Annotated in this window: 7 protein-coding genes; 3 read left to right on the forward strand and 4 right to left on the reverse strand. The window is 33.8% G+C overall.

What is annotated here, in order from left to right:
- Positions 1-338 precede the first annotated feature (338 nt).
- Complete coding sequence (locus ACP6PK_RS03855; protein WP_426557912.1) at positions 339-905, reverse strand: DUF1802 family protein; 567 nt, start codon at positions 903-905, stop codon at positions 339-341.
- A 1,566-nt stretch (positions 906-2,471) separates the two neighbouring features.
- Here ACP6PK_RS03855 and ACP6PK_RS03860 point away from each other — a divergent pair.
- The 3 genes from ACP6PK_RS03860 to ACP6PK_RS03870 all read left to right on the forward strand — a co-directional run bounded on the left by ACP6PK_RS03860 (position 2,472) and on the right by ACP6PK_RS03870 (position 11,331).
- Entirely contained in the window at positions 2,472-3,635 is a 1,164-nt protein-coding gene (locus tag ACP6PK_RS03860) for a calcium-binding protein (protein ID WP_426557914.1), read from the forward strand.
- 466 nt (positions 3,636-4,101) lie between these two features.
- The gene (locus ACP6PK_RS03865; RefSeq protein WP_426557916.1) at positions 4,102-10,290 is read left to right on the forward strand and encodes a tetratricopeptide repeat protein; all 6,189 of its coding nucleotides are present in this window, start codon (positions 4,102-4,104) and stop codon (positions 10,288-10,290) included.
- Between the two features lie 390 nt (positions 10,291-10,680).
- Entirely contained in the window at positions 10,681-11,331 is a 651-nt protein-coding gene (locus ACP6PK_RS03870) for an SDR family oxidoreductase (RefSeq protein ID WP_426557918.1), read from the forward strand.
- 331 nt (positions 11,332-11,662) lie between these two features.
- Here the strand turns inward: ACP6PK_RS03870 and ACP6PK_RS03875 are convergent, their stop codons facing one another.
- The 3 genes from ACP6PK_RS03875 to ACP6PK_RS03885 all read right to left on the reverse strand — a co-directional run bounded on the left by ACP6PK_RS03875 (position 11,663) and on the right by ACP6PK_RS03885 (position 13,921).
- Entirely contained in the window at positions 11,663-12,946 is a 1,284-nt protein-coding gene (locus ACP6PK_RS03875) for a tetratricopeptide repeat protein (RefSeq protein ID WP_426557920.1), read from the reverse strand.
- 390 nt (positions 12,947-13,336) lie between these two features.
- Complete coding sequence (locus tag ACP6PK_RS03880) at positions 13,337-13,594, reverse strand: sensor histidine kinase (RefSeq protein ID WP_426557922.1); 258 nt, start codon at positions 13,592-13,594, stop codon at positions 13,337-13,339.
- 36 nt (positions 13,595-13,630) lie between these two features.
- Positions 13,631-13,921, reverse strand: coding sequence for a sensor histidine kinase (locus tag ACP6PK_RS03885; RefSeq protein ID WP_426557924.1), 291 nt, complete (start codon positions 13,919-13,921; stop codon positions 13,631-13,633).
- Positions 13,922-13,945: the final 24 nt, after the last annotated feature.

Raw genomic sequence — 13,945 nt, forward strand, 5'->3', positions numbered from 1 at the left:
CAGGCAACAGGCAACAGGCAACAGGCAACAGGCAACAGGCAACAGGCAACAGGCAACAGGGGGAATAAATTGCCGATAATATAAGACTTTTAGCTCTTTGGCCTCTCCTGCAATTTGTAAATATACCAGCGCTCATTGCTATATTTAAGCTAATAGCTAATAGCTAAATTCTGAATGCTTAACAGACAAATCCGGGTGCATCTCATATTTGCCAAAATACTTTTTCCCTATTCCCTATTCCCTATTTCCTGTTCCCTGTTCCCTGTTCCCTGTTCCCTAAAAGCGATAAATTTTTGGCTTTCTTCACGCATTGAGATGCACCCACAAATCCTGATTGTTTAATCTATAAAAAATTGACAAATTTCTGAGGATAAGCTACGATAATTATCATCATTTAAAACAGGAACTAAGTCGGTAATATTGATTGGTATAGCTAACTCAATCCAAGAACGACAGCCACCATATTCAGGGCGGTAAAAAATCTCATAAACTTTCTCAAGTTTATAAGTTCTCAAAAGTAAAATATAAAGCTTTTGTTGGGTTTTCCATTTGAGGCGATCGCTGACAAACTTTTCATTCCAAATATGGTAGAAAAACAACTTATTTAAAATCGAATTATCCCTTACTGGTAAAATATTTGTAATCTCAGCAAAACTACTAATTTTAATTTTTTCAGGATGCCAACCAGAATCTACAATTTGTACCTGGTTAGCATATTCTGGTTTGAGTAAATTTGACTGTTGATGTTCAAAAGTCGGGTAGAGTAAAACCTGTTTATGCGCAACAGTAAATTTACCGCCCTCTTCTCTAATTCCACCCTTTCTTAGTAACATAATTGTGTTGCCATTTTCTAAAGCATTTACAGCAACATTCCATTCTTTAAGAGCAGCAGTAGTAGTTTCCATAATTATTTGCTTATACCTATAAATGAAACAATTGATAGTTATCTGAAAATCTGTTTAATTATTGATGATTAAACTAATAATTGTATTATGTCCGGCTAATTAGGGATCAAAAAATAACTCTATCTTCTTTTTTCTTACTTTAGTAGTCCTATAAAGGAAAGGATGAAATTTTTGAAGAACCTTGATATTTCAATAATTGATAATGGATAATTGATAATTGATAATTGATAATTGATAATTACCTCTGGTTAAAACCGCTCTTGATTGAAGATTGGGAAATATCATTTCTTTTTTTCCCCTTCAAAGGGGAGGCTTTAAACCACAATTATTTAATTAACAATTAATAATTAATAATTTGGTAAAGATTGATTCAGGTGAATATGCTTTCCTATTTGGCACTACTTTTAGCTTATGCTATTATAATAGCCATCTACTATCCTCCTTTCTCCCTCTGTTAGCTCCTGACTCCTATCCCCATTATTTATTTATCAGTATTCTACTGGAGATGATATTAGTTAATCTGCTTTTGTCTATACTTTTAATTCTAGCTACGAGAAAGTAATGGAAGAAGAACAAAAGCTGATGGCTCATGGATGAATGCTAATTATTATATTTATTATTTAATGAGCTATAGAGTTTGGGGACAATAGGGAACAAAGCGGAAGGAATAGGACTCAAAGAATAGGGTACAGGGAACATAGATTAAGATTAAGATTACACTATACTTCACTATCCTAAAAAGTGCTGTAATTTCCCAAAAATGGCCTATAAAATTAGCAATTTTTTGGCAAAATTTGAAGATATTAACCGGAAGTTGCAAAAAGTCTAAGAAGATATTTGTAAAGTATCTAGTCGATCTAGGAGGTAGAAAGTATGTTATGGCTTTTTGAGATGGGAAATAGGAGAAATGTCTTAGGGATGAACAATGTATGTAAAAGTTTGGATATACCAGCTTTACAAACATCCTCTAAGTATTACATTACATACAAAAGCGACTTAAATTGAAAGCAGGAGATGGGTTAGGTCGTAGGTCATACCTCACATAATTTTTAGAGGAAAGAAGGAGTAAGAAAAAAGTAAAGGTAGATATAAGTAATACTCTGTACCTAACACTAAATCTTAAACTTCTAAATTTTGAATATAGCTAGCAATAGGCTAAATCAAGAAACAAAATCAAGCTATCAAAAGTCTACTATATAAACAAAATATAATAAGTAAATCAGGACTTACGCACACCAAACTTCTCAAACCCAGTTATGCCTGTAGATGTCTATTTTTAAAACCAAAGATTTCTCATAGCAACCAGGTCTCACATCGTCAATTATTCTAAATAATAGAACATATAACTATTATCAATATATCTAAATGAAGGAATTATTACGAGTTTTTTATCTGATTAAATCCTCTATTTTAGATTTCAAAATCATCAGTGTGAATCTACCAATTACCATCTATGTCAACCTAAATATTTATTAGTGAAGTTACATTTTAGGGATACATTTGATGTTTGTAATTATACTTAAAACTTCACATTAACTGATGAAATTATCAATATAAATAATTAGTATGTCTACACACAATTTTGGAGTTCTAAACGCTGCGGATAGTTTGATTGTTCCAGATATTGTTCCAGATTTCGATAGCAACCCGATCGTCCCTCTTCCTCAACCATCAAATAATATAATTGGTACTTCTGGTAACGACTCACTTCTTGGGACAGAGAGTGGGGACTATATAGAAGGTAAAGAAGGAGACGATCGGATAGAAGCAAGACAAGGGCAGGATATCATTTTTGCTGGAGCAGATAACGATACTGTCTATGCAGGAAAAGATAATGACTGGATCGATGGTGGCGAGGGAGATGATGAACTCTACGGCGACGAGGGTTCAGATACTGTTCGAGGTCGTGCAGGTAACGATACTGTTTATGGAGGTAGTGGTAATGACTTAGTTAGAGGCGAAGAAGGAGACGACTTCATCTTGGGAATGCGAGGATTCGATCGTGCCATAGGAGGAATAGGCAATGATACGGTTTACGGTGGTAAAGATGATGACTGGATCGATGGTGAAGAAGGAGATGACTTACTTTCTGGAGATGAAGGCCATGATACTGTTTTAGGAGGTATTGGTAATGATACTGTCTATGGTGATGCAGAAAAAGGGGACGGTAATGACTTAGTTGATGGAGAAGAAGGCAACGATCTAGTTTATGGAAACCGTGGTAATGATACGGTTAGAGGGGGTAGCGGTGATGATGCAGTTTACGGAGGAAAAGGAGATGATTTAATTGAAGGTGGTCTGGATAACGACCTCTTAGTAGGTGGTAGAGGTAACGATACCCTCATCGGAGGTGAAGGAGCAGATATCTTCAGTTTTGAGTTTTTTGAGGATGAGAGCTTTATTTCCGATGGCACTCAGGAATTTGGCTTAGATACCCTCAACAGTTTTGTTCCGGGAGATACTGGAGTTGATACTCTCACTGACTTTACTCCAGGAGAAGACAAAATACAACTTGATGCTAATAGCTTCGATGAGTTAATTGTTGATGGTAATTTCGACCCCAATGAATTTACTACTCTTGCTGAGTTTACCGAAAACCCAGATGCGAATCTAGTTTACGACTCAGACCAAGGCTTAATGTACTATATTGATGAAAAGGGCAATGCAATAGAATTCATACAATTAGATCCTAACTTAAGTATTAGTCCTGATGACTTTGAAACAATATAAAATCCTATTATGTCTGATTGAATACTTGTACTACTGAATTAAGTATTACAGCGCTTTTCATGTAAGTAGACCACAATGTAGGGACGTTGCATGCAAGGTCTCTACAGGGTTATCGTTTTTTTGTGTGGTTCATTTACCTGAAAACTCCTGTATAGGGGATTTTATCAAGTGTGTTGTACAGCTATCACAGGCAAGACGCCTATGGTATAAAGATTTTATCATTAATATTTGTACTTCATATACTAGACCTAGGCGTGAAAAAGATCTAGATTTTTTGGAGGGGTAGGGAACAGGGAACACTTAACTGGGAACAGGTAAGATATTTTTACGAAAAAGGCAGTAAAAAGGATTTTTTCTGGTGACTTTTTCTTTCTTTAGCTAATATAACTAAAAGGTTTATTTATTTTCCACCAGATGTCTACTAGAAATCCGCTGTATTTATAATGCACTACCACCTAAATTAAATATGAACAACAAATCTCCAGAAAAATTTAAGTTAGCTCAAGAAAAAGCATCAAGGGGATTTTTATATCAAAAACAGGGCAAATTAGAAGTTGCTATATCTTTATATAAGGAAGCGTTAACTTTAGCACCAAATCTCCAATTCGTTCACTATAACTTAGGCATAATTTTTTACCATCAGGGAAATTTATCAGCAGCTTTTACTCATTATCAGCAAGAGATAATTCTTAATCCTAATCATATTCAAGCTCACTATAATATTGGCATTATTTTACAACAACAAGGTTTGCTAGTTGAAGCGATTTCTAATTATCAAAAAGTAATTAATTTATCTCAAACTCGGAATGAAAATATTTTAATTCAAGTTCAGGCTTATGGTAATTGGGGTAGTATTTTAGTTAAAGAAGGTAGATATAACGAAGCGAGAGAAATCTTGCAACAAGCAATTACTAAAAAACCAGATGATGCCAGTCTCTACAATAATCTGGGCAAAGCATTTTTAGAACTAGGAAAAGTAGAAAAAGCGATTGCGAATTATCAGCAAGCATTAGCATTACAGCCTCAATTAATAGTAAGCCGTTATAATCTGGGCAAAGCTTATCAAAAACAAGGTTTACACTCACAAGCTATTGTTCATTTTCAGGAAGTAATTAAACAACAACCAGAAAATATTTATGCCTATAGCGACTGTGGTTTTTCTTTCTTAGAATTAGGGGAAATTGAAGCAGCAATACCCTATTTACAAAAGGTGATTAACAATAATCCTTTTGTGGAAAGTTACTGTAAACAAACAGATTTATTAACAGAGTCAGATGAGTTAGAAAAAGCAAAAATAGCTTGTACTAAATTTCTTAGAACACTACAAAAATCAGATTTAGCAGAAGTCAGAAAAAATTTAACTTTAATCTACTTATATTTAGGGAATGTATTGTTTGAGTATGGCGAATATTCACAAGCTGAGAATTATTACAAAAAAGGATTAGAATTTCAGCCATTTAATGTTGAATTGTATATAAGATTAGGCGAGAGTTTAGTTAAACAAAAACGCTTTAATACCGCTATTATAATTTACCGCTTGGGGTTGACTGTTAAACCTGATAACTATTTGATTAACCAAGCATTAGAAAAAGTTTTAGAAGTACGAAATAATTCATCGAAAATTTCAAATGCAGATGGTGTCAAAAGAATATTAAATCTAGAGTTAGAGGGAAAATATTTATCCACAACTATTGAACTAGAGCATAAGGATAATTTGGGTAAATATTTAATTCCAAGAAAATTTATACACTGTTTAAACAATGAAGTTTTTCACCCCAAGACAGCCAATTTCCTCACACCTAATACCCAAGACTCAACTCCTAAAATACCTAAAACATTAGAGGGTAACAACGAGAAAATTCCTGAAACTGAATGTCATGGATTAAACTGCAAATCTTGTCTCAAACGAATCTTTAAACAACTTCAACCAATTCATTTAGGAAATGGTATCCATAGTTTTTCAACCACAGAAATACAAACATCTACAAATATTTCATCTGTTGATTTTCCAGAAACACCAAAATTTGTCATAGAAGTAGAAAATGGTAGAGCATGGATAGTTCCCCAAAAAAATTATTGGATGGTTTGTAATGCTATTGCCATTATTAATGAGAATAATCAATTATTAGCTGAAGTCTCCCGCGAATATCCTGGTCAATTACCAGGATGTGAAAAATACGATATCAATAACCATCAGTTTTTTACTACAGAAAAATTACCACCTTTAGAGCAAATAAACGGTACCGTAGCAGTTTTATCGGGGTTATCAGGAAATGTTTATTTTCATTGGATGGTAGATATATTGCCCCGGATTGAAATATTAAGACGTAATGGCATAAATTTTGAGCAAATAGATTGGTTTTTAATTAATAGTATTCAACAACCATTTCAAAAAGAAACTCTCCGGATTTTAGGAATACCAGAAGAGAAAATTATAGAAAGCGATCGCCATCCTTATATTCAAGCTAAAAAATTAATAGTTCCATCTTTTTCTGGCCATTTGGGGTGGCTAGAAAGATTTGCTCTGGAATTTTCTCGTCAAACATTCTTAAATAAGTCAAATATTGCTTGGATAAAAGATGGTTTGAGATTAGGAGAAAAACTAAATAATCAAGTAGATTATCCCTATCCTGAAAGGATCTATATCAGTAGGAATAAGGCTAAATATAGAAGAGTTATTAATGAAGAAAAAGTCGTTGATTTATTAAGTCAATACGGCTTTATAACCATTGAACTAGAAACTCTTTCTGTTTTAGAACAAGTAACATTATTTGCCAATGCCAAAGTCATAGTTTCTCCTCATGGTAGTGGGTTAACAAATATTATGTTTTGTCAACCAGGAACTACCGTAATTGAATTGGTGTCTCCTAATTATATCAGACATTATTACTGGGTCATCAGCCAACAATTAGGACTAAAGTATTACTACTTGATGGGAGAAGAATATTTCTATTATCCTATCCGCCAAATCATGTATCCTAATCCTCTAACCGAAGATATTCTTATTAATTTTAGTAAACTGGAAAAAATGCTATCTCAGGCAAGTATAATCAAAATAGATTCTCAGAAAAAAAATAACTTTTATAGTACAGAAAAAACTTCTCCAGAAATGATGATTTTTGAGAAAAAATTCTCTAATACTGAAGTTGATACTTCTGCTTTCTCTCAGAAACAGAAAGGAGATAATACAAATAGAACTGCAGTAAGTGATAAAATGCTATCCAATGTTAATTTAGCAGAAGCCGCTGCTCACTTCCACAAAAAAGCTCTATTTCATTTAGAGCAAAAGAAATTAGATGAGGCTAAAGCAGCTTGTGAACAAGCTATTAAAAATCAACCAGAATTTGCCCCAGCTTACAAAACAATGGGTATTATTCTCCAACACCAAGGGCAGATAGAAGTAGCCTTTGAGTGGTATTTTAGAGCTATTAAAATTCAACCAGATTTTACCGAAGCTTATGTTAATATTGGCACTATATATGCCAAAAAACAACAATGGCAAGAAGCAATTAACTATTATAAAAAAGCAATTTCTCTCAAATCAGATTTAATTCCAGCCTACCGTAATATAGTCAAAGCATATCAAAAATTAGGCAAGGTTTCTGAGGCAGCAAATTATCAATATCAAGCCTACTGTTTACAACCTGAAAAAATTATAGAACCAGAATATATAAACTTAGGAAATACTCTCCTGCAACAAAAGCAATTAACAGAAGCTATATCTTGTTATCGTAGCGCCCTAAAGTTAAATCCTAATTCCGCAGTAGCATATCAAAATCTTGCACAAGCATTATCCCAAACAGGGGATTTTGAAGAGTCAAATATCTGTTACCAAAAAGCAATTAAATTAGGGATAACAAACCCATCAAATATTAATCATAACTCAGTTAAAAAATTACCTCATTCATCTTCTAAAAATTCAGTAATTTCCATCAACTCAAAACGTCATAAAAAAGAAATATACCCAGAAAAAAACAATAAATTAATCAACCCAACTGTAAATCAAGATGCTGTAGAAGCTTATAAACAATTAGGCAAAATGCTGCAAAGCCAAGACAAACCAGCAGAAGCTTGGCAGTGGTATACAAAAGCTATATCTATTACACCAAAAGACCCAGAAATTTACCGAGATTTAGGTAGTTTGTACGGACAACAGCAACAGTGGCAAGAAGCAATTAAATGTTATCAAAAAGCCTTGGAAATAAATCCAAATATGGGAGATGTTTACCGTTATTTAGCAATAGCATTAACTAATGTTGGTAAACAGGCAAAAGCATCTGAATTTTGGCAGCGAGCTTATTCTCTAGAACCAGAAACAGAACCAGAAAGAGCAACAGCAACAGCAGAAGAAAACTTCATTTTGGGGAATACTATGCTGCAAATGAATATTGTAGATCGAGCAATATCATTCTACTGCAATGCCATAAAAATTAATCCCAAATTAACAGTGGCATATCAAAATTTAGGGGAAGCTTTAAAACTTCAATCTCATGCTCAAAACTCAAATTCACAATCTCAAACTTATGCAAATCATAATTATCTAAAACCTCAGATTTATAGTCTGAAGGATGGTATAGCAGATAAATATGATGCACAAATAAATAATCATCAAATAAATTATAATGAGCTTAAATTAGTAACAAATTCTGGTCTTGTTCAAAAAACATTAAAATATGTTGGTAGGTCTTTCAATAAGCTAGTTAGTCAAGTAAACTCTGTGCTTAATGCTAATAATCAATTGCCAAGAAAAGATTTACAAGCATCTGCAAATATTCCCAGACTTCAGGGTGAAAATAATTCTTTTCCTTTAAAAGGAGAAATAGATTTTCATATCAAAGATACAATAGAATTTTCTATTGAAGAGTTAAGTTTTTATGATCAAACAAATTTTAGCAATACTAATGGTAATGGCTATCAAAATGCAGCACAAAAAATAGATCAAACACAGAATTTATCCCCTATTGACCAAATAGAAGACACCGAGCAAACAGCCATACAGATAAATGCTCATCCTGTTGAGAATAAAGGATCAGAGATGTCACTAGCATTAGAGATATCCCTAGCAGATATTCATATTCAAAATGCTACCACTTATAACCAAGAAGGATTATATGAAAAAGCGATCGCTGAATGTCAACAAGCAATAGCAGTTAAACCAGAGCTAGCAATAGCTTACAAAATATTAGGTAATATCCAGCAAAAAATGGGTAGTGCTAGTCAACGTCAGGAAGCGAAAAAAAATTACCTAAAAGCAATATCTCTTGATAGTAAAGATGCTTCAATTCATTCTAACCTGGGCAGTCTGTATGCACAAGAAGAATTATGGGAGCAGGCAATACCCTGTTATCAGAAAGCGATCACTCTTAAACCAGATTTTGCTGGAGCATATCGCAACTTAGCCAAAGCATGGTCTCAGGTAGGTAAACAAGCAGAAGCAGCAGACTGTTGGTATCAAGCATATACCTTGCAACCAGAAAATATTACTCCTGACCAATATCTAAATTTAGGTAATACTCTCTGTCGTCAAAGTCAATTCACTAAAGCTATATCTTGTTATCAACGGGCGATCAAATTAAACCCAAATTATGCTGCTGCTTATCATAATTTGGCTGCTACTTTGAAGCGTCAGGGTAAGTTAGATGAAGCTCTAATTTACGAGCAAAAAGCTAAAGAGGTAGCTAATAATAAAGTAGAGGTAGAAGTTAATAGTCATAAACCTCAACATATTCATCCTGAAGATATTTTGCAGTCATCTTTAGACCACAAAGGAAAAGAGAAGTCGCCTAAAGTGGATCGAGCAAACTTAATTAAACAAGCAGAGGCAAATTTAGCCAATAGTAAATTCTATCAAGCGATCGCTACTTGTGAAGAGATAATTTCTCTGAAACCTAATGCTGTAGCTTATCAAATAATGGGTAAAGCTTGGGTAAAGATGAATAAAATAGATGAAGCCATGGGTGCTTATCAAAAATCCTTAGAAGTGCAACCAAATTTTCCCGAAGTTTATATCAGTTTAGGAGAATTATATGTTCAACAGCAGCGACAGTCAGAAGCGATAAGTGCTTACCAAAAAGCAATTAAACTGGCACCCGACTTAAAAGATGGTTATCGCAATTTAGTTGAGTTATTGCTAGCTCAAGGAAAAGTTGATGAAGCTGCGGAGCTATCCTACAATGCGCTTATCCAACATCCCAGTTGGACGACTCCCCAAGAGTTTTGTACTTTAGGTAATGGTTTAATAGAAGAAGGTAAAACAAAGCAAGGAATAACTTGTTTTGAGCAAGCTATTAAATTAGACCCTAAATTGTGGGAAGCTTACTATAGTTTAGGAGAAATATTTAGCTCCCAAGAAAACTGGGATGAAGCAGTTAAATATTATCGACAGGTAGTAGAGTTAAATTCTGAGTCTATAGAGTCTTACTATGCTTTAGGTAAAGCTTTAACAGAAAAAGAACAATGGCAAGAGGCGATCGCTTGTTATGAGCAAGTCATTAAATTAGACGCTAATAAAACTCAAGGAACTTTTCTGGAAAGTGAGAATAATATAGATATGGGAGAAGTTTACCATTTGTTAGGAAATGCTTTACAAGAAATAGGTCAACTTAATGAGTCTGTAGCAGCTTATAAACGCGCCATTGAATTAACAGGAAATTAATTATAGCAGGGAGCAGGGATACCAAATAGTTTCTATATAAATAGGACTTACGCATGAGGTACGAAAAACAGGGGTTTGAGATTGCTTCCCGACCGTCGCAATGACGAAAATACGTTGCAGTTGCGTAAGTCCTGATAAAATTAAGATCGCAATGAAAAAAACCTTCTGCCTTCTGCTTTCCTAAAATATCCGTAGGGGTTTGGTCTCCAAACCCATTCAACCAGACATGATATAATTGCTATACTATTAGGACTTACGCAAAGAAACCCAGTTTCTCGTAGACATCTATTGTTCAAAACAAGGATTTCTCGTAGAAACCGCGTTTCTGGGTTCGCCTGCGTAAGTCCTAACTATAAACCTTAATACCAAAATTAGAAAATTATCGCAAACATGACATCTGAATCTTACATTTTTTTAGCTGGTGCAAGTCGAGGAGTAGGGCGAGAAATTGCTAAATGTCTAATTGCAGAAAATCACAAAGTTAAAGCATTATTGCGTTTGCCCGACACTAAACCCGAATTAGAGGGAATGGGTCTTAAAGTTGTCATGGGTGATGCTTTAGATATAGCATCTGTGGAAACTGCAATACTAGGTGAGGAAAATATCGGCACAGTTATTAGCACTATTGGTGGTTTACCGAAAGATGGTGAGCGTGCTGACTATTTGGGTAATAAAAATCTGATTGATATTGCTGTCAAAGCTAAAGTACAACAATTTATCCTTATTTCCTCTATCGGTAGTGGTGAAAGTGCAGTTGCTTTGCCACCCCAAGCATTAGAAACTCTCGGTCCGGTCTTGCAAGAAAAAGAAAAAGCAGAGCAGCATCTGATTAACAGTGGACTCACTTATACTATTATTCGCCCTGGTGGTTTAAAGTCGGAACCAGCTACAGGTAATGGTTTTTTAACTACAGACTATAAAATTGCCGGAACTATTCATCGAGCTGATGTAGCTCAGTTAGCCTGTGAATGTTTAACTTCCGAAACTGCTAAGAATCAAGTTTTCTCAGCTATAGATCGCAATATGACCTATGTTCAATAATTAATAATTAATAATTATTAATTACCTCTTCTTATAAAGAAGAAGATTGATCTAAAGGAATTTTTTTTCTCTTTTCTCTATGAATGGAGAGGCTTTATACCTTGATTTTTCGGTAATAAGACTTAGGGTTTGAAGGTTAATATTTCTGAAGGCAACAGTGGGAGCAAGATGCTCCCATCAAATTTATAATGAATATTGTGTACCGGAAAGCTTTGCGCCAGCAAAATGCTTTTCATGTAGTATTTCATGTCGGCGACAGCCAAAAAGTAAAACAAAAATAATTATCCATTATCCATTATTAATTATTAATTATCCATTATCAATTAATAAATCAACTATCCTGCTGTTGCTGCCAATCAGATATAACTTTTTCCAAATACCAAATCCTATCTCTACCAGGATATTTCTCTTCAACTTTTGCAATTAATATTTCTGCCATTTCCCAATGTCCGCCAACCATTTTTAACAGTTGTTGTTTCAGTTTCTTATACTTAATATCTTCATCAATATTATTATTCTCACGAGGTACAGTTGTCTGAATTTTCTTCAAATTATCCAAAGTTTTTTGATAATTCTTCCAGTCTTCAGCTTCCCCAAATAATTTAGCAGCATTCTGATAGTCATCTATCGCTTTTGTCATTTCTTCTAAACGAGAATAAATAATACCTCTCTGATAAAAAGCATTTGCTTCATTAGGATTAATTTTTAATGCTTGTTCATAATCTTTTATTGCCTCTTGATACGCACCCATATCTCGATAAGCATTGCCTCTAGTAACATAAATAAGTGAATTATTTGGTTCAATTTTTAAAGCAGCATCAAAATCAGCGATCGCTCCTTTAAAATCTCCCATTTTACTACGAATCATACCCCTATTTCGATAAGCTAAAACATCTTGATTATTAAATTGCAAAGCTTGATTAAAATCTGATATTGCCCCTAAATTATCCCCTTGTTTATAACGAATAATTCCTCGACAACAATAAGCTTGAGAATCTGAAGCATCCACTTGTAATGCCCAGTTTAAATCTGCTATTGCTCCTCGGCGATCGCCTTTTTCAAATCTTCTCAACATTCGAGTTAAAAATGTTTTACTATCACCTTTTTTCCACTGAACATTACTATCAGTTTTAACAGCAGGAGAAACTACATTTTGCAATTGTTGAATATTATTCAAACATTTCCGACAATTAACAGCATCCTTCTGTTCTAAATATAATTCTCCGCCACGCTTAAAACTAGCAATTGCATCTGCTTGATTATCTTGTTTACGGTAAGCATTACCTAACAATTTATATGCTGGAGCATAATTACTATTAATCGCAATTATTTGATTAGCATCTGCAATAGTTCCCGAAATATCTCCTATTATTAACCTAGCAATACCACGACCTAAATAAGCATCTATATAATTAGGATTAATTGCCAAAGCTTGAGTATAATCTACTATTGCTTCTTGCCTATTACCTAAATCAAACCTTGCCAAACCTCTACTATAATATGCTTCAGCAAAGTTAGGATTAATTTCTATAACTTGACTAAAATCTTGAATTGCCTCTTGATATTTTCCAGCACGAGATTTAGCGACAGCTTGACTATATATTTCCTGTTCCATTGCACTAAAATTATTTTATTAATCATCCTAGCACTTTTATTTTATACAGCGCTTTTCACTTGAGTAAACCACAATTTAGGGACGTTGCATGCAACGTCCCTACAGGATTATCATTTTTTATATGGTTCATTGACTTGAAAACTGCTATAAAAGATTTTCAGTTAATTTTAACTGTTATAAAAAAAATTTTATCGTAGGGATCTAGTATCCAAACTCAAGCAAAAATCGTATTTTGAGACCAAACCCTTACAGTTTTTTTCACAAATAATTTCATACTACTATCAATATTTTTTTCTCTTCCCTATTCTCTATTCCCTTTAATAAGATAAAGTATTTTTTTTCTCTTCCCTATTCCCTATTCCCTATTCCCTATTCCCTTGATTTTGACTTTTAAGTTCCATTAATGGGAATCTCAATTAAAAACTCCGCTCCCTCTCCTGGAGCAGAAATAAAACTCAACTTTCCTTGATGTTCATCAACCACAATTGAGTAACTAATAGATAATCCTAAACCAGTTCCTGAACCGACAGATTTAGTAGTCATAAAAGGGTCAAATATCTTTGTTTTAACTTCCTCTGTCATCCCACAACCATTATCAGCAATTTTAATTTTTACCCAATCAATATCTGTCATTTCAGTCTTAATCAAAATTTGCGGATTCTTAACTTTTTCACCCTTATGTATTTAATTTTCCAAAGCATCTATAGCATTTTCAATGATGTTAAAAAATACCTGATTTAACTTACCAGCATTACAAACAACCAGAGGCAAATCCCCATATTCTTTGATAATCTGAATTTGCCTCTCACTTTGATTTCCTATCTTCTTATAAGCATAACAACGATGCTGTAAAATTGCCAGACTAGACTCAATATTTTGATTAATATCTACTGACTTTTTCCCAGATTCATCTAACCTAGAAAAAGTCCGCAAATTTCTCACTATATTACTAATTCTATCCCCACCAGATTTCATTGAATTTAATAAATTATGTATGTC

Source organism: Dapis hubbardiae BLCC-M172 (assembly GCF_050016015.1).
Taxonomy (GTDB): domain Bacteria; phylum Cyanobacteriota; class Cyanobacteriia; order Cyanobacteriales; family Microcoleaceae; genus Trichodesmium.

What these genes read in the sequence shown, in the direction of transcription:
- ACP6PK_RS03860 (WP_426557914.1), top strand. Translation starts at nt 2,472, where the DNA reads ATGTCTACACACAATTTTGGAGTTCTAAACGCTGCGGATAGTTTGATT.
- ACP6PK_RS03870 (WP_426557918.1), top strand. Translation starts at nt 10,681, where the DNA reads ATGACATCTGAATCTTACATTTTTTTAGCTGGTGCAAGTCGAGGAGTA.
- ACP6PK_RS03875 (WP_426557920.1), bottom strand. Translation starts at nt 12,946, where the DNA reads ATGGAACAGGAAATATATAGTCAAGCTGTCGCTAAATCTCGTGCTGGA.
- ACP6PK_RS03885 (WP_426557924.1), bottom strand. Translation starts at nt 13,921, where the DNA reads ATGAAATCTGGTGGGGATAGAATTAGTAATATAGTGAGAAATTTGCGG.
- ACP6PK_RS03855 (WP_426557912.1), bottom strand. Translation starts at nt 905, where the DNA reads ATGGAAACTACTACTGCTGCTCTTAAAGAATGGAATGTTGCTGTAAAT.
- ACP6PK_RS03865 (WP_426557916.1), top strand. Translation starts at nt 4,102, where the DNA reads ATGAACAACAAATCTCCAGAAAAATTTAAGTTAGCTCAAGAAAAAGCA.